Origin of the sequence: Burkholderia sp. IO2 (genome assembly GCF_029522185.1) — a bacterium.
In the GTDB taxonomy this organism is placed as follows: domain Bacteria; phylum Pseudomonadota; class Gammaproteobacteria; order Burkholderiales; family Burkholderiaceae; genus Burkholderia; species Burkholderia cenocepacia.
Genome location: NZ_JAKWFH010000059.1, coordinates 21,344 through 45,160 on the forward strand (window position 1 = coordinate 21,344; position 23,817 = coordinate 45,160).

The 23,817-nt window shown below is 66.7% G+C and carries 21 protein-coding genes; 4 read left to right on the forward strand and 17 right to left on the reverse strand.

Features of this window, described 5'->3' with window-relative positions:
- Positions 1–4: 4 nt before the first annotated feature.
- From MMB92_RS29045 to MMB92_RS29070, 6 genes are all read right to left on the reverse strand, one after another.
- The gene (locus tag MMB92_RS29045) at positions 5–1,246 is read right to left on the reverse strand and encodes a DUF2957 domain-containing protein (protein ID WP_006481600.1); all 1,242 of its coding nucleotides are present in this window, start codon (positions 1,244–1,246) and stop codon (positions 5–7) included.
- Between the two features lie 148 nt (positions 1,247–1,394).
- A complete protein-coding gene (locus MMB92_RS29050; RefSeq protein WP_059721070.1) occupies positions 1,395–2,825 on the reverse strand; it encodes a DUF2957 domain-containing protein in 1,431 nt (476 codons plus the stop codon).
- A 434-nt stretch (positions 2,826–3,259) separates the two neighbouring features.
- A complete protein-coding gene (gene argC, locus MMB92_RS29055) occupies positions 3,260–4,210 on the reverse strand; it encodes an N-acetyl-gamma-glutamyl-phosphate reductase (RefSeq protein ID WP_006481596.1) in 951 nt (316 codons plus the stop codon).
- A 191-nt stretch (positions 4,211–4,401) separates the two neighbouring features.
- Entirely contained in the window at positions 4,402–4,974 is a 573-nt protein-coding gene (locus MMB92_RS29060; protein WP_006497426.1) for a flavodoxin family protein, read from the reverse strand.
- 214 nt (positions 4,975–5,188) lie between these two features.
- On the reverse strand, positions 5,189–5,785 hold the full coding sequence (locus tag MMB92_RS29065; protein ID WP_006482912.1) for a YbhB/YbcL family Raf kinase inhibitor-like protein: 597 nt from the start codon (positions 5,783–5,785) through the stop codon (positions 5,189–5,191).
- A 240-nt stretch (positions 5,786–6,025) separates the two neighbouring features.
- Positions 6,026–6,712, reverse strand: a complete 687-nt coding sequence (locus MMB92_RS29070; RefSeq protein WP_006482887.1) for an orotate phosphoribosyltransferase — start codon at positions 6,710–6,712, stop codon at positions 6,026–6,028.
- A 460-nt stretch (positions 6,713–7,172) separates the two neighbouring features.
- Between MMB92_RS29070 and MMB92_RS29075 the strand changes: the two genes are divergently transcribed.
- Positions 7,173–9,443 (forward strand): NADP-dependent malic enzyme, encoded by a 2,271-nt coding sequence (locus MMB92_RS29075; RefSeq protein WP_006482927.1) that lies wholly within the window; start codon positions 7,173–7,175, stop codon positions 9,441–9,443.
- Positions 9,444–9,591: 148 nt separating this feature from the next.
- On the opposite strand, the gene MMB92_RS29080 is transcribed toward MMB92_RS29075, so the two are convergent.
- Complete coding sequence (locus tag MMB92_RS29080) at positions 9,592–13,182, reverse strand: indolepyruvate ferredoxin oxidoreductase family protein (RefSeq protein ID WP_059721069.1); 3,591 nt, start codon at positions 13,180–13,182, stop codon at positions 9,592–9,594.
- A gap of 329 nt (positions 13,183–13,511) precedes the next feature.
- On the opposite strand from MMB92_RS29080, the gene MMB92_RS29085 reads away from it, so the two are divergent.
- Positions 13,512–13,706: a hypothetical protein gene (locus MMB92_RS29085; protein ID WP_006482893.1), complete on the forward strand. Its 195-nt coding sequence runs from the start codon at positions 13,512–13,514 to the stop codon at positions 13,704–13,706.
- 132 nt (positions 13,707–13,838) lie between these two features.
- Here MMB92_RS29085 and hppD read toward each other — a convergent pair whose 3' ends face one another.
- The gene (gene hppD, locus MMB92_RS29090) at positions 13,839–14,936 is read right to left on the reverse strand and encodes a 4-hydroxyphenylpyruvate dioxygenase (protein WP_058902223.1); all 1,098 of its coding nucleotides are present in this window, start codon (positions 14,934–14,936) and stop codon (positions 13,839–13,841) included.
- A 213-nt stretch (positions 14,937–15,149) separates the two neighbouring features.
- On the opposite strand from hppD, the gene MMB92_RS29095 reads away from it, so the two are divergent.
- Positions 15,150–15,674, forward strand: coding sequence for an Lrp/AsnC family transcriptional regulator (locus MMB92_RS29095; RefSeq protein WP_006482889.1), 525 nt, complete (start codon positions 15,150–15,152; stop codon positions 15,672–15,674).
- A 57-nt stretch (positions 15,675–15,731) separates the two neighbouring features.
- Here MMB92_RS29095 and MMB92_RS29100 read toward each other — a convergent pair whose 3' ends face one another.
- The 8 genes from MMB92_RS29100 to paaA form a co-directional block, all read right to left on the reverse strand.
- Entirely contained in the window at positions 15,732–16,379 is a 648-nt protein-coding gene (locus MMB92_RS29100) for a GNAT family N-acetyltransferase (RefSeq protein WP_277563121.1), read from the reverse strand.
- A 234-nt stretch (positions 16,380–16,613) separates the two neighbouring features.
- Positions 16,614–17,219, reverse strand: coding sequence for a TetR/AcrR family transcriptional regulator (locus tag MMB92_RS29105; RefSeq protein WP_006482923.1), 606 nt, complete (start codon positions 17,217–17,219; stop codon positions 16,614–16,616).
- A gap of 12 nt (positions 17,220–17,231) precedes the next feature.
- The gene (locus MMB92_RS29110; RefSeq protein ID WP_277563122.1) at positions 17,232–18,053 is read right to left on the reverse strand and encodes a DUF1835 domain-containing protein; all 822 of its coding nucleotides are present in this window, start codon (positions 18,051–18,053) and stop codon (positions 17,232–17,234) included.
- A gap of 127 nt (positions 18,054–18,180) precedes the next feature.
- Positions 18,181–19,269, reverse strand: a complete 1,089-nt coding sequence (gene paaE / locus MMB92_RS29115; RefSeq protein ID WP_048992256.1) for a 1,2-phenylacetyl-CoA epoxidase subunit PaaE — start codon at positions 19,267–19,269, stop codon at positions 18,181–18,183.
- Between the two features lie 2 nt (positions 19,270–19,271).
- Entirely contained in the window at positions 19,272–19,826 is a 555-nt protein-coding gene (gene paaD / locus MMB92_RS29120; protein ID WP_006482879.1) for a 1,2-phenylacetyl-CoA epoxidase subunit PaaD, read from the reverse strand.
- Between the two features lie 25 nt (positions 19,827–19,851).
- Positions 19,852–20,655: a 1,2-phenylacetyl-CoA epoxidase subunit PaaC gene (gene paaC / locus MMB92_RS29125; protein ID WP_058902225.1), complete on the reverse strand. Its 804-nt coding sequence runs from the start codon at positions 20,653–20,655 to the stop codon at positions 19,852–19,854.
- A gap of 10 nt (positions 20,656–20,665) precedes the next feature.
- A complete protein-coding gene (gene paaB, locus MMB92_RS29130; protein ID WP_006482881.1) occupies positions 20,666–20,950 on the reverse strand; it encodes a 1,2-phenylacetyl-CoA epoxidase subunit PaaB in 285 nt (94 codons plus the stop codon).
- 35 nt (positions 20,951–20,985) lie between these two features.
- Positions 20,986–21,984: a 1,2-phenylacetyl-CoA epoxidase subunit PaaA gene (paaA, locus tag MMB92_RS29135; protein WP_006497418.1), complete on the reverse strand. Its 999-nt coding sequence runs from the start codon at positions 21,982–21,984 to the stop codon at positions 20,986–20,988.
- Between the two features lie 200 nt (positions 21,985–22,184).
- On the opposite strand from paaA, the gene MMB92_RS29140 reads away from it, so the two are divergent.
- Positions 22,185–23,450, forward strand: coding sequence for an SGNH/GDSL hydrolase family protein (locus tag MMB92_RS29140; RefSeq protein ID WP_111442475.1), 1,266 nt, complete (start codon positions 22,185–22,187; stop codon positions 23,448–23,450).
- Positions 23,451–23,609: 159 nt separating this feature from the next.
- On the opposite strand, the gene MMB92_RS29145 is transcribed toward MMB92_RS29140, so the two are convergent.
- The coding region (locus tag MMB92_RS29145; RefSeq protein WP_277563123.1) for a hypothetical protein at positions 23,610–23,817 on the reverse strand (208 nt) is incomplete at its 5' end.

Sequence of the window (23,817 nt, forward strand, 5' to 3'; positions counted from 1 at the left end):
CCGCTTACTGGACGAATGCGCCGATCGTGAAATACGGCGTCGATCCCGCGTTGTCGAGGAAACCGAACACGCCACCCGTGAAGATGAACTTGCCGGTCGGCGACGTGCTGCCCGAACCCGTGTGGATCGTCGTGACCGTGCCCGGCACCTTCTGCGTGTAGTCGAGATCGAGCGCGGTCGCGAGCGACGCCTGCGACGGCTGGAACGGATCGAGCAGCGTGGCCTGCTTGTCGATCAGCGCGGTGGTCCGGTAGTCGAACTGGCTGTCGACGCCGATGTACTCGCCGTTCTGCGAACCGGCCGCCACCGCCGTCTGCGGCGCGAGGATCGAGATGCTCGATTCGTCGTCGGCGGTCAGGCCCGGCACGCCGTTGCTGTCCGGTGTCGGGTTCGGGTTCGCGACACCCGTGCGCACGAGGATCGGCACGAGCTGGTTGCGCAGCTTGCCGACGATCATGAAGCCCTTGCCCTGCGGCGTGGCCGACAGCGTCGGCTTCAGCTGGCTCCGGTAGTTGTTCGACTGGAACGCGCCGCTGCCGTCGGCCGACTGCACGAAGTTCGTGCCTTGCTGCACGCACGCGCCGCCCGCGAACTGGCCCGTCGTGTCGCACTTGGTCCACGTGCCGTCCGCGTTGATCGTCACCTTCGCGTCGATCGACGCCGGCGCGAATTTCTGCGATGGCACTTCGCCGAAGCCGATGTGGCTGTACGTGCCCGCGACCTTCGTGATGTCGGTTTCGATCGACGAGAAGCCGATGAACGGGTAGTACGGGAATTTCGTGTCGGGCACCGCCGCCTGGCCGAGCACGCCGTCGAACTGGATCTCCTTGCCGGGAATCGTGCCGCCCGCGACGCCGAAGCCGACGAAGATGCGCGCCGGACGCGACGCGTCGAGGCTCGCGCCGTTCAGGCGGAACGCGCACTGGTTCAGCTTGTTGGTCGGCAGCAGCGTTTCCTGCGTGAGCGTGCCGCTGTCGACGGTGCCCGCGCGGGTCGGCACGACGGTGCCGGTCTTTTGCGGCACCGGCGATTCGACATAGGTGACCTGCCAGGTCATCTTGGTCGTGTCGAGCTGCACCTTCGCGAGTTCGCCGCTGCCCGCGCCGCCCGTGAACACGGTGTTGTAGTCGAGCGTGGCCGGGCAAAGCCGGTCTTCGACGAGCGGGGGCGGATTGTCGCTGCCGCCGCCGCAAGCCGAAAGAAGGGGGGCGGCAAGGGCCGCCGCCAGAATGAGGTTGCGCTTCATGTTGCTCCTCCAGATTTGTCTTTGTGCGGCGGCCAGCTCCCTGTCGGCCGCTTCTGTTGGTCGTGCTCGTCCTGCTTGCGCCGTGCCGAGCGCCTTCGTGCCTTCCCTGCAATGCGCGGCGGCGGGCCGGCCGCCGCGTCCTCGATCGCTACTTGCTGATCTGCGCGCCCACGCCGAAGTACGGGGTCGACGACGTCGTCGAATTCGCCGACGTCGGCGTGACGCCGCCGTTCACCGTGCCCTGGATCAGCGCCGCATACAGGCCGCCCGTCGCGATCACCACGCCCGATGCGGACGGGTAGCTCGCGCCGCTCGGCGGGGTAGTCTTCGCGTTCAGCAGGCCCGGCGTCGCCTGGCCGTAGTCGAGCGTGAAGCCGTCTTCCTCGGCCTGCGTGGACGGGTTGATGAACGACGCGTTGCTGCCGCGGATCAGCGCAGCCGTGTACTTGAAGTTCGAGTCCGCGCCCGCGTAGCCGCCGTCGATCGCGCCCGACGTGATCGCCGTCGCCGCGCCGAGCACCGCGATGCCCGATTCGTCGTCGACCTTTGCGTCGGTGTGCAACGGCGGCGTGCCGAGGTTCACGTAGCCGGTGCGCACGATCACCGGCACCGTCGCGCCGTTGAGCTGGCCGATCACCATGTGCGCGGTGGCCGACTTGCCGGTCGCGCCGATCAGGGGCAGCTTCGTTTGCGGCAGGATCTGCGGTGCCTGGGTGCTGTCGAAGTAGCCGCCGTTCGCGCTCGTCTTCCATGGATCGCCGGTGGTCTGGCAGCCGCCCGAACCGCTCGACGTGCACGCGCCGTTCGCATCGAACGTCTCGCTGGAGTTGATGCCCTTCGTTGCATAGTTGCCCGACGGCACGAGGTGATAGAGCAGCGCGTTGTACGTGCCCGGCAGCTTCGTGAGGTCGGTCGTCGTGTTCGCGAAGCCGAGGAACGGGTAGAAGTCGAAGTGGCGATTGGGCACCTGGCCGACGTTCTGGAATACGGGGAGGCCGATCACGCTGATCGTCAGCCCGTCGTACTGAACCGTCGCGCCGGGAATGCCACCGCCCGCCACGCCCATGCCGACCAGCAGCATCGGCGGGTTCGCCTGGTTGAAGTCGGCGGCCGTCGAATAGGTCGAACCGTCCGGCGCGGTGCCGGTGCCCGGCGTGAGGACGAACGCGCAGCGCGTCTGCTCGGCGGTCGGCAGCGTGCCGGTCGGCGGATGGACGACCTTGCCGGTGATCGTCGTGCCGGCGCGGCTCGGCGTGACGGTGCCCGTCTTCAGCGGAATCGGCGATTCGAGCCACTTGAGCGTGTACGTCATCGCGACCGCGTCGATGTTGACGCTGACGATCTCGCCGCTGCCCGCGCCGCCGAGATACGTGCTCTTCACGATATCCGCGTTGGCCGGGCACAGTGCGCCGTTGATCGGCTGCGAAGGCGGCGGCCCTTGCGTGCCGCAGTTCGAGCCGGAACATTGGGGCGCATCGATCGGCGCGAGCGCGCCGCCAGAGTCCCCCCCACCACATGCAACCAGGAAAGGGGCAATGGCAAAGGCCGTTGCCACCCCCTTCGATAAGGCGTGCGACATGCCGCTGTCTCCAATCGTTTAATTGTGCGAGCTAATGTCGCTGCCTGGATTTTTGCTGTCAATTGATGAACCCGTCTAAAAAAGGCGATTGAAACGGGATCGGTGATTTGAATCCTTGCCCGATAAGGCGGTTGGTAAGAATTAAAACGCGCGGCGGGCCGTCGAAAGCTGCCGGAGTGGGGGCTGCGCGACGCCTGGCACGCTCGCGCCGCGCCTTCCTGCGTATAACGGCAGCGTTTAAATCGACGGTATCCGGTTTATCCCTATTCGGGATTGACTGGATAAAGAACGGGCTGGATTAATTCACTGGTAATCGCGCAATGGAAAGCTTGTAAATATTTGTAAATGCGCGATCCGGTGTTTTTATATATTGCCTGATACGGGTAAATAAAAAGCCGGCCAGTGGCCGGCTTTGCATGGCATGCGATGCTGAATCAGCGTTTGAGACCGGCGTCCTCGGCCGCGCCGATGTTGAGGTTCATGCACTGGATCGCGGCGCCCGACGCGCCCTTGCCGAGGTTGTCGAGGCGCGCGACCGTGACGAAGCGCTCCGCGTTGCCGAACACGAACAGGTCGACGCGGTTCGTGTCGTTGTTCGCCTGCACGTCGAAGAAGCCGCTGTCGAGGTTCGCATCCGCGTCGAACGGTGCGACGCGCACGAACGCTTCGTCCGCGTAGTACTCGGCGAACACGCGCTGCACGTCCTGCGGCGTCGCGCGCTTCGCGAGCTGCCCGGGCGTGAAGTAGGTCGTCACCGCGAGGCCTTTCAGGAACGGGCCGACGATCGGCGTGAAGATCGGTGCGTTCGCGAGGCCGGTGTGCGCGGCCATTTCGGGCAGGTGCTTGTGCGCGAGGCCGAGCGCATACGGGCGCGGGCTCGCGAGCTTGCCGCCCGGCGCGGCGCTTTCGTACTCGGCGATCATCGACTTGCCGCCGCCGCTGTAGCCGGTGATCGAGTAGCTGTGCGCGGCGAACGTCGGCGCGACGATGCCCGCATCGACGAGCGGCCGCATCGCGAGCACGAACGCCGATGCGTGGCAGCCGGGCACCGCGATGCGCTTCGACGTACGAATCTTCTCGCGCTGCGCGCGGGTCAGCTCGGGCAGGCCGTAGGCCCAGTCGGCATGGGTGCGGAACGCGGTGCTCGCGTCGATCAGCGTGGTGTTCGGGTTCTCGACGAGCGACGCGGATTCGCGCGACGCGACGTCCGGCAGGCACAGGAACGTGACGTCGGACGCGTTGATCAGGCGACGGCGCTCGTCGACGTCCTTGCGCTTCGCTTCATCGATGCGCAGGATCTCGATGTCGCTGCGTGCCGACAGGTATTCGAAGATCTTGAGGCCGGTCGTGCCTTCCTGGCCGTCGACAAAAACTTTGGTGCTCATTTCGCTCTCACTGAATGAAACGGGAGCCGCGGCGCCCTGAAACCGCCATTTTAAGACGTCATCCGGCGGGCCTGTACCGCACGGGGCGAAAAAAAGACGGCCCGCGGGCCGTCTTGTGTCCCTTTGGCGCACCCCCACGCTGCGCGGCCATGCCAGCGGCCGGTGCGAGCGGGCGGGTGCCCCGGGCGCGCTCAGCGGCCGCCGGCCACCCAGCGCGCCGTCGCTTCGGCGACGCGCCGGCCGAACGCCTTCGCGGTATCGAGGTCGCCGGGCAGCGGGCCCTCGTCGGGCGTCGCGTCCGCCGGCGACTGCGCGAGCAGGCCCGTGAAGCCGCCGACGTAGTTGATGTCGTTGCGCGTGGCCGCCTTCGAGTTGGCCGGCATCATGCCCGTGCCGACCCACACCATCCCATGTTGCATCGCCAGCGTGACGAAATACTGAATCGTCGAGAACTTGTCGCCGTTCATCGTCGCGGAGTTCGTGAAGCCCGCGGCGATCTTGTCCTTCCATTTCTGCGTAAACCACGGTTTCGAGGTCGCGTCGGCGAATTGCTTGAACTGCGCGGACGGGCCGCCCATGTAGGTCGGCGCGCCGAAGACGATCGCGTCCGCCGCGTCGAGCGCGGCCCAGCCCGCGTCGTCGAGCTCGCCGACGGCGAGGAGGCGTGCGGCGGCGCCGGCATCCTGCGCACCGGCGTGCACGGCCTCGGCCAGTTTCTGCGTGTGACCGTAGCCGCTGTGATAGACGATGACGATGTTCGACATGAAGCGTTCTCCGGAAAGGGACGGGAACGGCGGCCCGCAGGCTCGCCGCGACACGCGCCGCAGTTGGGCGGCGCGACGGATGCGCGGCGGGATGCCGCGACCGGTGCAGCCGAGTCTAGCAAGCCGAAATGACCGGAAGAAAGCGCGCAGGCCGCGCACAGAAATTCGCGGGCGCGGGCAATCGCGACCGCCACGGGCGGCGGCGCGCGCTTACCTACTGCCCGTAAGTGACCGTGAGTCGCGCGGTGCCGATCGCGAGCGTGCCGATCTCGTGCTCGAACATCGGCGCGGGGCGGCCTTGCGAGATACGCAGGTCGGTGCCTTTCAGCGCGTAGACGGTGATCACGTAGCGATGCGGTTTGCCGGGCGGTGGGCACGGGCCGCCGTAGCCGTCGATTCCGAAGTCGTTGCGCGCCTCGCTCGCGCCGATGCGGCGCAGGAAGCCGGACGCGCTCGCATCGGCCGGCAGGCTCGTGACGGTCGCCGGGATGCCCGCGACGGCCCAGTGCCACCAGCCGTGCCCCGGCGCGTCGGGATCGAAGATCGTGACCGCGTAGCCGCGCGTGCCCGGCGGCGGGTTGTGCCATGCGAGTTGCGGCGAGCGGTTCGCGCCCTTGCAGTCGCCGCGGTCGAACACGTTCGCGGGCCGCACGCGGGCGCCCGCCGTCAGGTCGTCGCTCGTCACGGTGAACGGGCCTTCCGCATGCGCGGGCAGCGCCGCGAAGACGGCGGCGCACAGGAGGGCGGAGAAACGGAGCGGAGAAGGGCGACCCGATGGCGCAGGCGGAGTGATCCGGCGATCCACACGCATATGGCGCTTCTCCCGTCACGTGGGCCGGGCCGAGGCTCCCGGCATTGTTGGCGTTGTATGTTGCCCGCGCAGCTGAGGGCGGCGATGGATCAAGTCTAGCATTAGGGTTCGATGAGCGACGCACACCGGCGCCCGCGATTGCGCGCAGTCGGCGCGCAACGCGACGGACGAAAAAAAACCGCCTGCGATGAAGCCGGCGGCTCGTTCAGCCAGTGCGCCGGCATGCATGCCGGCGGGGCGTCATTCCTTCGGGGCCGTCGCGCCGCCGTGCGCCGCCGACCATTCGGCCGGTGCGTGCAGGAATTTCTCGACTTCGTCGAGCGTCTTCGTCTCGAAGTAGCCCGACGCCTTCGCGACGCGCAGCACGTCCCACCACGTCGCGAGCGCGTGCAGGTCGACGTCGATGTCCTTCAGGACCGACACGCTTTCCTTGAAGATGTTGTAGTGGAACAGCACGAAGCAGTGGTTCACCGTCGCGCCCGCGGTGCGCAGCGCGTTGACGAAGTTGATCTTGCTGCGGCTGTCGGTGGTCAGGTCTTCCACCAGCAGCACGCGCGAGCCTTCCTCGAGATGGCCTTCGATCTGCGCATTGCGGCCGAAACCCTTCGGCTTTTTGCGCACGTACTGCATCGGCACCATCATCCGGTCCGCGATCCATGCCGCGAACGGGATGCCGGCCGTCTCGCCGCCCGCCACCGCGTCGATCTGCTCGAAGCCGATGTCGCGCGTGATCGTCGTTTCCGCCATTTCCATCAGCGCACGGCGCACGCGCGGATACGAGATCAGCTTGCGGCAGTCGATATAGACGGGGCTTGCCCAGCCGGACGTGAAGATGAACGGTTTTTCGGCATTGAAGTGCACCGCCTGCACTTCGAGCAGGATTTTGGCGGTCGTATCCGAGATCGACTGACGATCGTAGCCTGTCATGGGCATTCCTTGGGTGATGAGCGAGGAGCGGGCGCGGGCCCGGTGGCGCAGCAAGGGGAACCTGCCCGAAGGGCCGGGGTGCGATCGGCGGGCCGATCGCATCGCTGCGCGCGTAGCCCGCTATTTTACCCGATTCAGGCAGGTTTTCGGCGGAATTCGCGCGGGTTCGCTGCCCGGCTCACCACCGGCGAAACAAACGGGGGTAGACCATCCCGGCGCTGATGCCGGAGATGCGGCGTCGCAGCAACGGACGTCATTTAGGGGGTGTACACTAGGCGACCCTTAGAAATCGTTCAGTACTTTGTACTTTCCTCTTGCCATCCGCCAAGGTTCGATGGCGTGCCGATCCGGTGCGTCGCGGGCCGTCTCGCAGTCGACCATCCCCTCGATTCAAGCAGACGCGGCCGAAGGTGCTGTGTACTGAGTCGTCAATATTCCGCATGTCTCTCGCAGGTCAATCATGGACGAACAACTGAAGCAGGCCGCTCTCGCTTATCACCTGAACCCGAAACCCGGCAAGATTTCGGTCACCCCGACCAAGCCGCTGTCGAACCAGCTCGATCTGTCGCTCGCGTATTCGCCGGGCGTCGCCGCCGCGTGCGAGGCGATCCACGCCGATCCGCTCGACGCGCAGAAGTACACGTCGCGCGGCAACCTCGTCGGGGTCATCACGAACGGCACCGCCGTGCTGGGTCTCGGCAACATCGGCCCGCTGGCCGCGAAGCCGGTGATGGAAGGCAAGGGCTGCCTCTTCAAGAAATTCGCGGGCATCGACGTGTTCGACATCGAACTGTCGGAGTCGGACCCCGACAAGCTCGTCGAGGCGATCGCGATGCTCGAGCCGACGCTCGGCGGCATCAACCTCGAGGACATCAAGGCGCCGGAATGCTTCTACATCGAGCAGAAGCTGCGCGAGCGAATGAAGATTCCGGTCTTCCACGATGACCAGCACGGCACCGCGATCATCGCGTCGGCCGCGATCCTGAACGGCCTGAAGGTCGTCGGCAAGAAGCTGTCGGAAGTGAAGCTCGTGTGTTCGGGCGCGGGCGCGGCGGCGATCGCGTGTCTGGACCTGCTGGTGAATCTCGGCCTGACGAAGTCGAACATCCTCGTCGCCGATTCGAAGGGCGTGATCTACGAAGGGCGCGGCAACCTCGATCCGTCGAAGCAGCGCTATGCGGCCAACACCGACGCGCGCACGCTCGCCGACGCGATCGTCGGCGCGGACGTGTTCCTCGGCTGCTCGAGCGCGGGCGTGCTGAAGCAGGACATGGTCAAGACGATGGGCGACAAGCCGCTGATCCTGGCGCTCGCGAACCCGGAACCGGAAATCCGCCCGGAAGACGCGAAGGCCGTGCGCCCGGACGCGATCGTCGCGACCGGCCGTTCGGACTACCCGAACCAGGTCAACAACGTGCTGTGCTTCCCGTTCATCTTCCGCGGCGCGCTCGACGTCGGCGCGACCACGATCACGGAAGAAATGAAGCTCGCGTGCGTGCGCGCGATCGCCGAGCTGGCGGAGGAAACCGACCAGAGCGAGGAAGTCGCGAAGGCGTATGAAGGCCATTCGCTCGAATTCGGGCCGGACTACCTGATCCCGAAGCCGTTCGACCCGCGCCTGATCATCAAGATCGCGCCGGCCGTCGCGCAAGCCGCGATGGATTCGGGCGTCGCGACGCGCCCGATCCAGGACATGGACGCGTACCGCGAGCAGCTCGGCGCGACCGTCTACCGCACCGGCATGGTGATGCGCCCGGTGTTCGCGGCGGCGAAGCAGAAAGAGGCCCGCATCGTGTTCGCCGAAGGCGAGGACGAGCGCGTGCTGCGCGCCGCGCAGTTCGTGCTGCTGGAAAAGATCGCGAAGCCGATCATCGTCGGCCGTCCGTCGGTCGTCGACATGCGCTTGCAGAAGATCGGCTCGAAGCTGAAGGCCGGCGTCGATTTCGAAATCGTCGATCCGGAAGACGATGCGCGCTACCACCGCTACTGGCAGGCGTATCAGGAGATCGGCGCGCGCGACGGCGTGACGCCGGAAGTCGCGAAGGCCGCGATGCGCAAGTTCAACACGCTGATCGGCGCGATGCTCGTGCATCTGGGCGATGCGGACGGGATGATCTGCGGGATGATCGACACGTTCCACAGCCACCTGAAGTTCATCGAGCAGGTACTGGGCCGCGCGAAGGGCGCCGAGCACTTCGCCGCGATGAACCTGCTGATGCTGCCGGGCCGCAACCTGTTCGTGTGCGACACGTACGTGAACGAGCTGCCGAGCGCCGACCAGCTCGCCGACATGACGATCCAGGCCGCGGCCGAGATCGAGCGCTTCGGCATCGCGCCGAAGGCCGCGCTGCTGTCGAACTCGAACTTCGGCAGCGCGCCGTCGGCGTCGTCGCGCCGGATGGCCGAGGCCCGCAAGCTGATCGTCGAGCGTGCGCCGAACCTCGAAGTCGACGGCGAAATGCACGGCGACGCGGCGCTGTCGGAACTGATCCGCAAGCAGGCGTTCCCGGGCACGACGCTGTCGGGTGAAGCGAACCTGCTGATCATGCCGAACGTCGAAGCGGCGAACATCGCGTACAACCTGCTGAAGATGGTCGGCGGCGAAGGCGTGACGGTCGGCCCGTTCCTGCTCGGCGCCGCCAAGCCGGTCCACATCCTGACGCCGGCCGCGACCGTGCGCCGGATCATCAACATGACGGCCGTTGCCGCCGCGAACGTGAACACGAAGTAAGCTCACGCCCGCGTGTGCCGCGCGTCAGGCGCGGCGCAATGAAAAACGCCACGGAACCTGGGTTCCGTGGCGTTTTTTTTGCGTGAACCGCGACGGGCGGCGGCGCGGGCGGGCGTTCCTGCTTCGAACGCCGCGCCGCGACCGCGCGTTACGCGACCTGCTGGTGCGACTGGCCGCCTGCCGGCGAACGCCACTTCGCGAGCAGCGTGTCCCACTTCTGGCGTACCGCGCGCAGGTTGTTCTCCTTCACGTGGCCGTAGCCCCGAATGCCGTTGGGCAGCATCGCGAGTTCGAGCGCGAGCGGCCGGTTGGCCGCGTTCAGCCTCGCCAGCACCTCGCCGATCAGCGCTTCGTACTCGCCGATCAGCGCGCGCTCGGTGCGGCGCTCCGCGGTGCGGCCGAACGGATCGAGCGCCGTGCCGCGCAGGAACTTCGCCTTCGCGAGCAGCCGGAACGCCGACATCATCCACGGGCCGTACGCCTTCTTCACGAGATGGCCGTGGGCGTCCGTCTTCGCGAACAGCGGCGGCGCGAGGTGGAATTTCAGCTTCCAGTCGCCTTCGAACTGCGCGCGCAGGCGCGCGAGGAACGCGGGGTCGGACTGCAGCCGCGCGACCTCGTACTCGTCCTTGTACGCCATCAGCTTGAACAGGTTGCGCGCGACCGCTTCGGTCAGCGGTTCCTGCACCGTGTCGCCGTCCGCCAGTGCGCGCTCGGTGGCGCGCACCTTGTCGACGAACGCCGCATAGCGCGACGCGTACGCGGCGTTCTGGTACGCGGTGAGGAACTCCACGCGCTTCGCGATCAGCGCGTCGACCGCCTTCTTCGTGTGCAGCGAGATCACCGTGGCGCCTTGCGCGGGCCGGGCGTCGCCGGCCGCCGCCTGCTTCACGCTGGCCAGGTCGTACGCGGCGCGGCGGCCCCAGTCGAACGCCGCGCGGTTCTTGTCGACCGACACGGCGTTCAGCTCGATCGCGCGTTCGAGCGACGCGAGCGTCAACGGCAGCCAGCCCTTCTGCCATGCGTAGCCGAGCACGAACGGGTTCGTGTAGATCGCGTCGCCGAGCAGCGCGACCGCGAAGCGGTTCGCGTCGATGAAGTCGACCGCAACACCGGCCGCCGCGCGGATGTCGTTCTCGGCGGACAGGCCCGGGAACGCCCAGTTCGGGTTCTTGATGAACTCGGCGGTCGGCGTCTGCGCGCTGTTGACGACCACCCGCGTCGTGTCGTGCCGCATCCGCGACGTGCACTCGTCGCCGGCCGTGACGATCGCATCGCAACCGATCACGAGATCGGCTTCGCCCATCGCGATCCGCGTCGCGTGGATGTCGGTCGGCGCGTGCGAGATCTGCACGTGGCTCATCACGGCGCCGCCTTTCTGCGCGAGGCCGGTGACGTCGAGCACGGTCACGCCCTTGTTTTCCAGATGCGCGGCCATCCCGAGCAGCGCGCCGATCGTCACGACGCCCGTGCCGCCCACGCCGGTGACGAGCACGCCGTACGCGCGATCGATCGCCGGCAGCGTCGGTTCCGGAATCGGCGGCAATGCGCTGCCGTCGACCGACACCGCCTTCGGCTTCTTCAACTGGCCGCCCTCGACCGTGACGAAGCTCGGGCAGAAGCCCTTCACGCACGAAAAGTCCTTGTTGCAGCTCGACTGGTTGATCTGGCGCTTCGTGCCGAATTCGGTTTCCAGCGGCTCGACCGACAGGCAGTTCGACTGCACCGAGCAGTCGCCGCAGCCTTCGCACACCGCGTCGTTGATCACGACGCGCTTGGCCGGGTCCGGATACGTGCCGCGTTTGCGGCGGCGGCGTTTCTCCGTCGCGCAGGTCTGGTCGTAGATCAGGATCGTCGTGCCTTCGATCTCGCGCAGCTCGCGCTGCACGTCGTCGAGCTGGTCGCGGTGATGGATCGTCACGCCGGGCGCGAGCAGCGCCTTCTGGCTGTCGTACTTCTCCGGCTCGTCGGTGACGATCACGATCTTCTTCGCGCCTTCGGACGCGAGCTGGTGCGTGATCTGCGGCACCGTCAGCACGCCGTCGACCGGCTGGCCGCCCGTCATCGCCACCGCGTCGTTGTAGAGGATCTTGTAGGTGATGTTCGCCTTCGACGAGATCGCCGCGCGCACCGCGAGCAGGCCCGAGTGGAAATAGGTGCCGTCGCCGAGGTTCGCGAACACGTGCTTCTCGTCGGTGAACGGCGCCTGGCCGATCCACGGCACGCCTTCGCCGCCCATCTGGCTGAAGGTGCTCGTGCTGCGGTCCATCCACACGGTCATGTAGTGGCAGCCGATGCCGGCGATCGCGCGCGAGCCTTCCGGCACGTTGGTCGACGTGTTGTGCGGGCAGCCCGAGCAGAACCACGGCTTGCGCTCGGTCTGCACGTGCGGCTTCGCGAGCGCCATTTCCTTCGCGTTGATCACCGCGAGCCGCGCGGCGATGCGCGCGCGCACGTCGGACGGCAATTCGAACTTCTCGAGCCGCGTCGCGATCGCCTTCGCGATGATCGCCGGCGACAGCTCGTAGTGCGCAGGCAGCAGCCAGTTGCCCATCGGCACCGACCATTCGCCGCCGGCGCCATCCTTCTCGTCGAACTTGCCGAACACGCGCGGGCGTTGCGCGTCGGGCCAGTTGTACAGCTCTTCCTTGATCGCGTATTCGAGGATCTGGCGCTTTTCCTCGACCACCAGGATTTCGTCGAGGCCGCGCGCGAACGCCTGCGCGCCCTGCGCTTCGAGCGGCCACACGCAGCCGACCTTGTAGAGTCGGATGCCGATCCGCGCGCAGGTTTCGTCGTCGAGGCCGAGGTCGGTCAGCGCCTGGCGCACGTCGAGATACGCCTTGCCGCCGGTCATGATCCCGAAGCGCGCGTTCGGCGAATCGATCTCGATCCGGTCGAGCTTGTTCGCCCGCACGTACGCGAGCGCCGCGTACCACTTGTAGTCGAGCAGCCGCGCTTCCTGCACGAGCGGCGGATCGGGCCAGCGGATGTTCAGCCCGCCTTCCGGCAGGATGAAATCGGTCGGCAGCACGATCTCGGTGCGATGCGGGTCGATGTCGACCGACGCCGACGATTCGACGACGTCGGTCACGCACTTGAGCGCCACCCACAGGCCCGAGTAGCGGCTCATCGCCCAGCCGTGCAGGCCGAAATCGAGATATTCCTGCACGTTCGACGGGAACAGCACCGGCAGCCCGCAAGCCTTGAAGATGTGTTCGGATTGGTGCGCGAGCGTCGACGATTTCGCCGCGTGGTCGTCGCCGGCGAGCACCAGCACGCCGCCGTGCTGCGACGAGCCGGCCGAGTTCGCGTGCTTGAAGACGTCGCCGGTGCGGTCGACGCCCGGGCCCTTGCCGTACCACATGCCGAACACGCCGTCGTATTTCGCGCCGGGGTACAGGTTCACCTGCTGGGAGCCCCACACGGCGGTGGCGGCGAGATCTTCGTTGAGGCCGGGCTGGAACACGATCTGGTGGGCGGCCAGGTGCTGCTTGGCTTTCCAGAGCGACAGATCGAGGCCGCCGAGCGGCGAGCCGCGATAGCCGGAGATAAAGCCGGCCGTATTGAGACCGGCGGCGCGGTCGCGTTCCTGCTGGAGCATCGGCAGGCGCACGAGGGCCTGGATGCCGCTCATGTACGCGCGGCCGCGTTCCAGTGTGTATTTGTCGTCAAGCGTGACGGACTTCAGCGCGGCTTCTAGCGACGCGCGTTGGTCTGCGTCTAGCGGGGCATTCATTAACTGTCTCCTCCACCCGGTCTGGGATCACCAAAACTTCGGTTGCGTCGGCATCTTTTGGACGCGTCTGCAGTGGCCGGCATGTTCGCCGGTTTTAAGGGATGGTAGCACTGGGGCAAACCCGCCGCCCATCGGTTGCAACGCGGGGAATGCGCGGCGGCGCCCCGCGAAAACGGGGCGGATGATGCGTTACATCATGTAAAAGCATGTAAAGCCGCGTTGATCTTCGGGCAAATGCCGTTAATCTTGTCGGCCTGCCGGAGGTGCCCGGCCGCGTGGGTTCGTTCCGACGCAGTCGGGGAGGCGCCGGCAGTTTTACAGGAGGTGCAATGAACACACGTCATATCCAGAGTTTCCTGATCGTGTCCGCCGCGTTTTTCTCGATGACCGGCCCGGTGCACGCGCGAGGCGCGAGCGCACTGGCGGCAGCCGGCGCGCAGATGCAGCAGATCGTGCCGGCCCAGGACGCCGCAGCCCAGCCGTCGGCCGAGCGTGCCGCCGAGTCGAAGGCGAACGTGCGTTGATGCGATCGCGCGGCTTGCGGGCCGCGCCGAAATACAAAAGGGCGGGAATCCGAGGATTCCCGCCCTTTTTCTTTGTGCGGCCGGATCGCGCGGGCGGCCCGACTGCCGAGCCGCTGCCGCGCGGTGCAAGCGTCAGGCCTTGTCCTGCACGACGCCGCGGCGGATCTGGTCGAGCTCGATCGATTCGAACAGCGCCTTGAAGTTGCCTTCGCCGAAGCCCTGGTTGCCCTTGCGCTGGATGATCTCGAAGAAGATCGGCCCGATCTGGTTCTCGGTGAAGATCTGCAGCAGCAGGTCGTCGCGCGCGCCGTCGATCAGGATCTTGCGTTTCTTCAGCTCGGCCAGCGATTCGCCGTGGTTCGGCACGCGGCGGTCGACCAGTTCGTAATACGTGTCGATCGTGTCGAGCAGCTTCACGTCCTTGCTGCGCAGCCCGTCGACCGCCTGGTAGATGTCGCTCGCGCCGAGCGCGATGTGCTGGATGCCTTCGCCGTGATACGCGTCGAGGTATTCCTGGATCTGGCCGGCCGTGTCCGAGCCTTCCTCGTTGATCGGGATGCGGATCTTGCCGCACGGCGACGTCATCGCCTTCGACTTCACGCCGGTCACCTTGCCTTCGATGTCGAAGTAGCGCACTTCGCGGAAGTTGAACAGGCGCTCGTAGAACTCGGCCCATTCCTGCATGCGGCCGCGATGCACGTTGTGCGTCAGGTGGTCGATGTAGGTGAGGCCGTGCCCGACCGGGTTCGGGTTCGCGCCGGGAATCGGCTCGAAGTCGACGTCGTAGATGCTGATGTCGCCGATCGCGCCCGGCTGCGCGCCGTTCTTGCCGCGCCAGCGGTCGACGAAATAGATCAGCGAATCGCCGATCCCCTTGATCGCCGGGATGTTCAGCTCCATCGGGCCCGTCTTGTTGTCGAAGCCCCACGCGCCGAGTTCCAGCGCACGCTGATACGCCTTCGCGGCGTCCTGCACGCGGAACGCGATCGCGCAGATCGACGGGCCGTGCAGGCGCGCGAAGCGTTGCGCGAACGAATCCGGTTCGGCGTTGATGATGAAATTGATGTCGCCCTGGCGGTACACCGTCACGTCCTTGTGGCGGTGGCGCGCGATCGCGGTGAAACCCATCCGTTCGAACAGGTGTCCGAGCGCTTTCGGGTCCGGTGCCGTGTATTCGATGAATTCGAAGCCGTCGGTGCCGACGGGGTTGTCCCAGTTGGGGATCTGCATGTCGTGTCTCCTGTGCGGGGCGATCGCCGGGGCGGCGTGCGCCTGCTCGGCCTGGTTCGATGTCGACGGCCGCCTCCGCAATGAGCGTGTGCGGCGCGTCGAGACATGCGACAGAGTGTAGCGGGCGGCCGCGAGCGGAAACTTGCGAACTTGATCGCCCGCGCCTACGATGGCGCAATTTCCAGTCTCAAAATAATCAACGGAGGGCAGAAGATGGCGCAAGCCGAATTGGATGCCATCGATCGGCGAATTCTCGCGATTCTTCAGGAGAACGGGCGCCTGTCGAACCAGGAGATCGCCGAGCGCGTGAACCTGTCGCCGAGCCCGTGCCTGCGGCGGATCCGGCGGCTCGAGGACATCGGCGTGATCACCGGCTACGTCGCACTGCTGAATCCGCAGAAGCTCGGGCTCGACCTGCTCGCGTACGTGAGCGTGCGGCTCGAAAAGCGTGGCGGCCTCGCGCCGGTCCGGGTCGACGAGACGTCGGCGCGCGCGGGCGCGACGCACGCGGAGCTGTTTCGCGCGGCCGTGCAGGCCTGGCCGGAAGTGGTCGCGTGCCACGCGATGACGGGCGACATGGATTACCTGCTGCGCGTGCAGGTCGAGGACATGGCGCATTTCTCCCGCTTCGTGCAGGAGCATCTGCTGCATCACCCGTCGGTGATCGACGTGAAGACGAGCTTTTCGCTCGACTGCTTCAAGGAAACGACGGCGTTGCCGATTCGTTCGGTGCGCTAGCGGGCAGGGAAAGGAGGGGAGCCGGGTGCGCCACAGGCGCGGCCCGGCTGGCCGACGTCAGGCCGTCAGTGCGGCGGGTATCAGCGATTCGATGAACTTCGTCGTGCGGCGCGCCTGGCGCTTCATCGCGTAGTCGAACACCGCGGCCTGTTCCTGCAGCATCTCGGCGATGATCGTCGAGTGGTCGGCGGGCGGCAGCGACAGGTACGCATCGGCTTCGCCGTACGCGTACTCGATCCGCATCCCGGATTTCTTCGCGATGTGCATCATCGTCGCGTTACGCGACAGGCAGTGCATGTACAGCATCGTCACGTGCGTGTTGCGGCTGCGGATCGCCGCGCGCTCGAACAGCTTCGAGCCGACGCCGCGGCCGCGTGCGCGTTCGAGCACCGACACGCCGAATTCGGCCGTGCGCTTGTCGCCCTCGGCCGGCAGATAGGCCAGGTGGCCGACGCCGATCAGTTCGAGATCGTGGTCGAACACGCCGAATACGGTATCGCGACCGAAATCGATCGTGCGGACATAGTTCTCGATCACGTGGTCGGGCACCACCTGGCCGAAGCGCAGCAGGCGGTCCTCTTCGTCGAGCGAGAGAAAGTGGGTGAGCATCTGCTCACGGTCTTTGGAAGCCAGTTCCCTGACGAGAACCGGCGCAGTACCGGCGTGGCCGACAGCATCGGCACGGCGGTTGGATCGCGTGTTCATCGTGGGTTCCTCAGTGTGTGGCTGCACAAGCGGCTTGTGCAATGCAACAGCATTCTACCCGACCGAGGTAAGGGAAAACCCGCATTTGACGTTATTTGTGCCGAGGGTGAATTCTAAATCCGCTTAATTATTCGTATATCTATTTGATTTTTAACGGATTTAAAATTCATCATATGAAACGCGCGACGGGCGGCCGCACTGTGCCCGCCGCGCAACGAATGCTGCTGCGCGGCATCAGGCCGCTGTCGACAGCCCGCGTTCGATCAGGTCGATTACCTGTTCGGCGAAGTCGCGGTAGCCGAGGCGCCCGCCCGGCTTCAGCCATGTGAAGGTCCAGTTGATCATCCCGAACACCATCATCGTCACGGAGGTCTGGTTTTCCTTCGAGATGCGGTCGGGATACGCGCGCGCGAGCTGCCGCGTGAACGCCGCGACGATGTCGCGCTGGCGGTCGAGCACGATTTCGCGCTGCGCATCCTCCAGATACTTCACGTCGTTGAGCAGCGCGACGTGGCGGCTGTGCGACGTCTCGTATTCGGCGAGGAACGCGCGCACGAGCTCGGCGAACGCGTCGCGCTCGCTGAGGCCGCGCCGCTGGCTCGCACCCTCGACCTCGGCGATGATCAGCATCAGCCGTTTGGTGTAGCGATCGAGCAGGTCGAACAGGATCGCTTCCTTGCTCTCGTAATAGTGATAGAGCCGCGCCTTCGACGTACCGCTCGCGGTCGCGAGATCGGACATCGACGTGCTCGGATAGCTCGTCTGCGCGAATTTCTCGGCGGCCAGGTCGAGGATCTGCTCGCGCTGGGATTCGTGGTCGGGCGCTCGGGTTCGGGCCATGGTCGAAGAAGATTAGCGGTGCGCGGCGGCCGGGGCCGCGCGCACCTGCGTGGAAGAGAGGGCCGCGGGCGCGTCGTCCTGCAGCTCGAGTCGGCCGGTGGCCGCGAGTTCGCGGCAGCGCCACCACGCGATCGAGTCGCTGACGAACAGCCCGCCGCGGTCGGCGGCGGCCATGATGCTGCCGACGAGGCGCCGCGCGGGCTGCCAGTCGGTTTCCGCGCGCGCGACGATCAGCGCGTCGAGATCGGCGTAGTGGCCGCTCTTGATCGTGTTGCTGACCCAATAACGCAGCTCGGCGTTCAGGTGCTTCGCCTCCTGCCACTCGAGCGCAAGGCGGCCGATGCGCAGGACCGAGATCGGCGCGGCCACCGGCCGCTTGCGCGCCAGTTCCGCGGGCGAGAACATCCCGGTCACGCAGGCCTGGTCGGTACGCGACAGCGATGCGCGCTGCGCGGCGTCGAGGTCGGCGGCCGACAGCCGTACCTCGTTCAGGCGCTGCGGCACGTTGCGCAGGTGATAGGCGACGCGGCGCAGCAGCAGCTTGTCGCCGACGCTCGGCGCATGCCACACGACGACCTGGCCGGTATCCATCGCGAGCTGGTCGAGGCGGGCGAATTCGCCTTCGATTTCCGCGTTCCAGTCGGGAATCTGGTCGCCGAGCACGTGCTGCCAGAAAGCGGCGCGCGTGTCGGGCGTCTCGTCGGCGCCCTTCAGTGGCCCGACGCCGAGATCGTCGAGCAAACCGACGACGCGCTCGTCGCGTCCGGCTTGCACGAGAGCCTCGCGCAGCGACGCGGCGGCGGTGCCGCCCTGAATCACATGAATGGTACTCATCGGCCTGTCGTCAACAAAAGAAAACCGCCGACGGGCGGACGTTGCGATGTCCAGCCGGCCGGCGGCCCCTAGTGTAAGCGAGATGTGTGACGGCGAGAAACCGTCGGGCGCCGCGACGCGATGCCGCTCAACGTTCGTCGAAGCTCACGACGACCTTGTCGCTGATCGGGTGGCACTGGCACGTCAGCACGAAACCATCCTTCACCTCGTGCTCCTCGAGCGTGTAGTTCTTCTCCATCCGCACTTCGCCTTCGACCACCTTCGCGCGGCATGTGCAGCACACGCCGCCCTTGCACGCATACGGCAGCGCGAGGCCCGCGCGCAGGCCCACGTCGAGCAGGCTCACGCCTTCGTACGGCAAGCGCAGCTTGCGCTTCTTGCCGTCGAGCACGATCTCGAGATCGGCGGCCGGCGTCTGGTCGGTGATCTCGACGACCGGTGCGCCGGCCTGCGGCAGCGGCGTGCCGAAGCGCTCGACATGCACCTTCGCCTGCGGCACGCCGGCCGCCTTCAGCGCGGCTTCGGCGGCGTCCATCATCGGCGCCGGGCCGCAGATGAACGCCTCGTCGATCGCGTCGGCCGGTGTCAGCGTGGCGAGGAATTCCGCGCATTTCGCCTGGTCGAGCACGCCGTTGAACAGCTCGACGTCCTGCAGATCGTCCGACAACACGTGGTAGAGGACGAAGCGGTTCATGTAGCGGTTCTTCAGGTCCTCGAGCTCCTCCGCGAACATGATCGCGTCGACGCTGCGGTTGCCGTAGATCAGCGTGAACGTGCTGCGCGGCTCGAGTTCGAGCGTCGTCTTCACGATCGCGAGCACCGGCGTGATCCCCGAGCCGCCGGAAAACGCGACGTACTGCTTGCCGTGGTCGGCGTTCAGGTGCGTGAAGAAGCGGCCGTCCGGTGTCATCACGTCGATCATGTGGCCGGGCTTCAGCGTATCGAACGCGAAGTTCGAGAAGCGGCCGCCGCGCACGCGCTTGATGCCGATGCGCAGTTCGCCGTCACGGTCGTAGTCCGTCGTGCCGACGCAGATCGAATACGAGCGGCGCGTCTCCTCGCCGTCGATGTGGGTCTTCAGCGTGACGAACTGGCCCTGCGTGAAGCGGTACGCGTCGCGCAATTCGGGCGGCACGTCGAACGAGACGGTCACGGCGTCGGCGGTCTCGGGCCGCACGTCGCGGATACGCAGCGGGTGAAATTGCGGGGTCGCCATATTCAGTAGGGTTTGAAGTAGTCGAAGGGTTCGCGGCAGTCGACGCAGCGATACAGCGCCTTGCAGGCCGTGGACGCGAATTGCGCGAGACGTTCGGTGCGCGCGGAGCCGCAGCGCGGGCAGGTGGGCGCCGCGACCGGCCGCGGCACAAAGCGCACGACGTTCTCCCGCGGCGCGGCGCTGCCGCACTGGCCGACCGGCGGCGCGATGCCGTACGCGCGCAGCTTGTCGCGCGCTTCCTGCGTAATCCAGTCGGTCGTCCACGCGGGAGCGAGCACCGTCTCGATCCGGTGCGGCGGCAAGTCGGCGGCCTGCAGCGCGGCGGCGATGTCCTCGGCGATCTGCGACATCGCCGGGCAGCCCGAGTAGGTCGGCGTGATCACGACTTCGAGCTGGCCGTCATCCGCGCGGCGGACGTCGCGCAGGATGCCGAGCTCGCGGATCGACACGACCGGGATCTCCGGATCGGGCACGGCTTCGAGCACGTCCCACGCGCGGGCGAGCAACGGATCGTCGCGGTGCGCGGCGGGGGCAGGGGCGGCGGTCTGGGCGGACATCGTCGGGCTCCGTGGCGTGGGCCGGTTACCAGCTCGCGCCGGGATGCTGGCGCGCGAGGCTCTGCATTTCGGCGAGCAGGTAGCCCATGTGCTCCGAGTGCTCGCCCTGCTTGCCGGTCGTCACATGCTTCACCGGCGCCGGCAACGTGAGCGTGGCTTCCGCGAGCGCGTCATCCACGTCCGCGCGCCACGCGGCCTCGATCGCGGCTGGCGCCGGGCCGATGCCCGGTGCGACGATCGCGTCGTCGATCGCATCGGCGGCGAAGAATTCGCGCGTGTACGGCATCAGGTAGTCGAGCGCGGCCTGCGCGCGGCGGTGCGATTCGTCGGTGCCGTCGCCGAGGCGCACGAGCCACTCGCGCGCATGCTGGACGTGATAGCGGGTTTCCTTCACCGATTTCGCGGCGATCGCCGCCAGTTGCGTGTCGGCCGACGTCTCCAGCGCGCTCCATACGTGCAGCATCAGCGCCGCGTACAGGAAGTTGCGCACGATCGTCACCGCGTAGTCCTTGTCGGCGTGCGCGGTGCCGGAGACCGGGCCGTAGTGCGGCAGTTCGGCGAGCGTGAAGTTCGCGAACTCGCGCTCGGTGCGGAAGTACGCGTAGTCGTCCTCGGTCTTCGTCGCGCCGGTGAGCTGGCGCTCGAGCTCGGCCGCGTGCGTGTACAGCATGCGCGCCTGGCCGATGAGGTCGAGGCTCATGTTGGTGAGCGCGATGTCTTCCTCGAGGATCGGGCCGTGGCCGCACCATTCGGCGTTGCGCTGACCGAGGATCAGCGCATTGTCCGCGAGGCGCAGCACGTAGGAGAGGTGTTCGGGCGTGATCGTCATGGCGCGGGCGTTACATGTGGTTGACTTCGTCGGGCAGCGTGTAGAACGTCGGATGACGGTAGATCTTGTCGCCCGCCGGTTCGAACAGTTCGGCCTTCTCGCTCGGGTCCGACGCGGTGATCGCCGACGACGGCACCACCCAGATGCTCACGCCTTCCTGGCGACGCGTGTAGACGTCGCGCGCCATGCGCAGCGCCATCGTCGCGTCGGCCGCGTGCAGGCTGCCGCAATGCTTGTGGTCGAGGCCCTGCTTGCTGCGCACGAACACTTCCCAGATCGGCCATTCCTTGTTCATCGTTTTCTCCTGATTCCTGAATTCGAGGGGGCCGCTCAGGCGGCCTGCTGTTCGGCGCGGGCGCGGCGCTTCGCTTCGTGCGCGAGCGCGGCTTCGCGCACCCAGGCGCCATCCTCGTGGGCTTTCACACGCGTCGCGAGGCGTTCCTTGTTGCACGGGCCGTCGCCGTTGACCACGCGCCAGAATTCGTCCCAGTCGATCGCGCCGTAGTCGTGGTGGCCACGCGCTTCGTTCCATTTCAGGTCGGGGTCGGGCAGCGTCACGCCGAGCACCTTCGCCTGGTCGACCGTGGCGTCGACGAATTTCTGGCGCAGATCGTCGTTCGAGATCCGCTTGATGCCCCATTTGGCGGACTGGCTGCTGTGGACCGAATCGGCGTCGCTCGGGCCGAACATCATCAGCACCGGCCACCACCAGCGATCGACGGCCTGCTGGACCATCGCGCGCTGCGCGTCGCTGCCCTTCATCATCGACAGCAACGCGTCGAAACCCTGGCGCTGATGGAACGACTCTTCCTTGCACACGCGAATCATCGCGCGCGCGTACGGACCGTACGTGCAGCGGCACAGCGGGATCTGGTTCATGATCGCGGCGCCGTCGACCAGCCAGCCGATCACGCCGACGTCGGCCCAGGTCGGCGTCGGGTAGTTGAAGATGCTCGAGTATTTCGCCTTGCCGGCGTGCAGCGCGTCGATCAGCGAATCGCGCGATACGCCGAGCGTTTCGGCCGCGCTATAAAGATAGAGGCCGTGGCCGGCTTCGTCCTGCACCTTCGCGAGCAGGATCGCCTTGCGCTTCAGGCTCGGCGCGCGCGAGATCCAGTTGCCTTCCGGCAGCATGCCGACGACTTCGGAGTGCGCGTGCTGCGAGATCTGGCGCACCAGCGTCTTGCGATACGCGTCGGGCATCCAGTCCTGCGGTTCGATCTTGCCGTCCGCGGCCATCACCGCATCGAACCGCGCCTGCTCGGGCGACTCGGCTGCGGCGTCGAGCGGCGCGACGTTGCCGGGGATGTCGAGGGATTGCGTGTACATGGCGAAGGCTCTCGTCCGGTTGAGTGTGTGCGAAGTATAAACCAACCGACCGGTCGGTTAATAAATTTCTTGTGGATTTGCGGCGGGACTCGGGTAAACGAGGGACATCGGGGCGCGATCAGGCGGAGCAAGTGCGGCCCCGCACGTGGGGCCGGCATCTTCTGCGGCACAATGCCCGCTTTCCGATGAGGATTTTGCCGATGTCATTTCGAAGCAGTTTCGCCGCGGCTGTGCTGGGTGCGGCCGTTCTCGTGTCGCCGCTTGCAGCGTCGGCCGCGCCGGCCGGGTGGGTCGCTGCGTGGGCGACCGCGCTGCAGCCGATTCCCGACCTCGCCGCACCGCCGCCGCTCTACCGCGCGCCAGACGTGGCCGGGCGAACCGTGCGTCAGATCGTCTACCCGACCGTGTCGGGGCGGGCGGCGCGGATTCGCGTGAGCAACGCATACGGTCGCGCGCCGCTGGTCGTCGTGGCCGCGAGTCTCGCGCGCGCCGGCGAAGGGGCCGCGCTCGCCGGTGGTGCGGCGGTGCCGGTCCGGTTCGGCGGCAAGGCGTCGGTGACGCTCGCGCCGGGCCAGGAACTCGAAAGCGACCCGGTGGCGATCGGCGTGACGGCCGCGCAGCCGTATGCGATCAGCCTCCAGATGGGGCCGAACCAGCGAATGACGGTCTGGCATCGCGTGTCGAACCAGTTCAACTATGTGTCCGGGCCGGGTGATCACGTGAACGATCCGGGCGCCGCGACGTTTCGCACCCGCTTTACCCAATATGCGTGGGTGACCGAACTGGCCGTCGAAGCTGGTCCCGCACACGCCAGCGTCGCGGCGATCGGCGATTCGATCACCGACGGGCTGCGCTCCAGCGTGAACCGGAACCGCCGCTGGCCCGACGCGCTCGCGCGCCGGCTGGCTGCAGCGGGTGCCGATTCGGTCGGCGTCGTAAATCTCGGCATCAGCGGGAACCGGCTGCTCAGCGATTCCGCGTGTTACGGCACGTCGCTGGCGTCGCGGTTCGAGCGTGACGCGCTGTCGCGCTCGGGCGTGAAGGCGGCGATCGTGCTGATCGGGATCAACGACATCAATTTCGCGGCGATGCCGCCGCGCGCGGGGCTCGATTGCGATCACCCGCATACGCAGGTGACGGCTGCATCGCTGATCGATGGCTATCGCCGGCTGATCGAGGCGGCGCACCGACAGGGCGTGAAGGTCTTCGGCGCGACACTCACGCCGGCGGCGCTGCCGGCCGGGCGCGAGGCGATCCGGCTCGAGGTGAATCGGTGGATCCGCAGCGGCGGCGGGTTCGACGGCGTCGTGGACTTCGACGCGGCGCTGCGCGATCCGGCGCGCCCGAGCGTGCTGCAACGCCGATACGATAGCGGCGACGGTATCCATCCGAGCGACGCCGGCTACACGGCGATGGCCGACGCGGTGCCGATTGAGCGACTGCAGGCTGCTGCGGGCGGCAGCTGACACGCTCTCTATATATAGAAGGGAACGTTGCCGACGGCTGGTGGATCGACCGCGCTTCCCGGCCCGTCGAGCCCAAAGCCTCCGTGCGCGTGAGCGCACGGAGGCTTTTTCAAACTTTCTTCACAAAGCGCTTGCATGGATGGGGACAGGTGCTTAGAATCACGCCTCTTTCGCGCTAACGGAAACGCGGCGCGGAGGGAAGGGAAGCAGTGCTGTTGGAGTTCGGAGGTAGCGAACCTTGGCGGTACGGAAGTTGAGCCCCGCAGTCGCAACGAAGTCGTTCAGAAAGTTGTTGACGAACTGCGAAACACGGTTCATAATCTCGCTTCTCTGCTGCTGAAAACGCAGCGCTGCTGAGGGGTTCAAG

Excerpts from the sequence above, each read along its gene's own strand:
- MMB92_RS29140 (WP_111442475.1), top strand. The coding sequence starts at position 22,185 with ATGTCATTTCGAAGCAGTTTCGCCGCGGCTGTGCTGGGTGCGGCCGTT.
- paaD (WP_006482879.1), bottom strand. The coding sequence starts at position 19,826 with ATGTCCGCCCAGACCGCCGCCCCTGCCCCCGCCGCGCACCGCGACGAT.
- hppD (WP_058902223.1), bottom strand. The coding sequence starts at position 14,936 with ATGCAGATCCCCAACTGGGACAACCCCGTCGGCACCGACGGCTTCGAA.
- MMB92_RS29105 (WP_006482923.1), bottom strand. The coding sequence starts at position 17,219 with ATGGCCCGAACCCGAGCGCCCGACCACGAATCCCAGCGCGAGCAGATC.
- MMB92_RS29075 (WP_006482927.1), top strand. The coding sequence starts at position 7,173 with ATGGACGAACAACTGAAGCAGGCCGCTCTCGCTTATCACCTGAACCCG.
- MMB92_RS29060 (WP_006497426.1), bottom strand. The coding sequence starts at position 4,974 with ATGTCGAACATCGTCATCGTCTATCACAGCGGCTACGGTCACACGCAG.
- MMB92_RS29080 (WP_059721069.1), bottom strand. The coding sequence starts at position 13,182 with ATGAATGCCCCGCTAGACGCAGACCAACGCGCGTCGCTAGAAGCCGCG.
- argC (WP_006481596.1), bottom strand. The coding sequence starts at position 4,210 with ATGAGCACCAAAGTTTTTGTCGACGGCCAGGAAGGCACGACCGGCCTC.
- MMB92_RS29065 (WP_006482912.1), bottom strand. The coding sequence starts at position 5,785 with ATGCGTGTGGATCGCCGGATCACTCCGCCTGCGCCATCGGGTCGCCCT.
- paaC (WP_058902225.1), bottom strand. The coding sequence starts at position 20,655 with ATGACGATCACGCCCGAACACCTCTCCTACGTGCTGCGCCTCGCGGAC.
- MMB92_RS29110 (WP_277563122.1), bottom strand. The coding sequence starts at position 18,053 with ATGAGTACCATTCATGTGATTCAGGGCGGCACCGCCGCCGCGTCGCTG.
- paaA (WP_006497418.1), bottom strand. The coding sequence starts at position 21,984 with ATGTACACGCAATCCCTCGACATCCCCGGCAACGTCGCGCCGCTCGAC.
- MMB92_RS29050 (WP_059721070.1), bottom strand. The coding sequence starts at position 2,825 with ATGTCGCACGCCTTATCGAAGGGGGTGGCAACGGCCTTTGCCATTGCC.
- MMB92_RS29045 (WP_006481600.1), bottom strand. The coding sequence starts at position 1,246 with ATGAAGCGCAACCTCATTCTGGCGGCGGCCCTTGCCGCCCCCCTTCTT.
- MMB92_RS29070 (WP_006482887.1), bottom strand. The coding sequence starts at position 6,712 with ATGACAGGCTACGATCGTCAGTCGATCTCGGATACGACCGCCAAAATC.
- MMB92_RS29100 (WP_277563121.1), bottom strand. The coding sequence starts at position 16,379 with ATGAACACGCGATCCAACCGCCGTGCCGATGCTGTCGGCCACGCCGGT.
- paaB (WP_006482881.1), bottom strand. The coding sequence starts at position 20,950 with ATGAACAAGGAATGGCCGATCTGGGAAGTGTTCGTGCGCAGCAAGCAG.
- MMB92_RS29085 (WP_006482893.1), top strand. The coding sequence starts at position 13,512 with ATGAACACACGTCATATCCAGAGTTTCCTGATCGTGTCCGCCGCGTTT.
- paaE (WP_048992256.1), bottom strand. The coding sequence starts at position 19,269 with ATGGCGACCCCGCAATTTCACCCGCTGCGTATCCGCGACGTGCGGCCC.
- MMB92_RS29095 (WP_006482889.1), top strand. The coding sequence starts at position 15,150 with ATGGCGCAAGCCGAATTGGATGCCATCGATCGGCGAATTCTCGCGATT.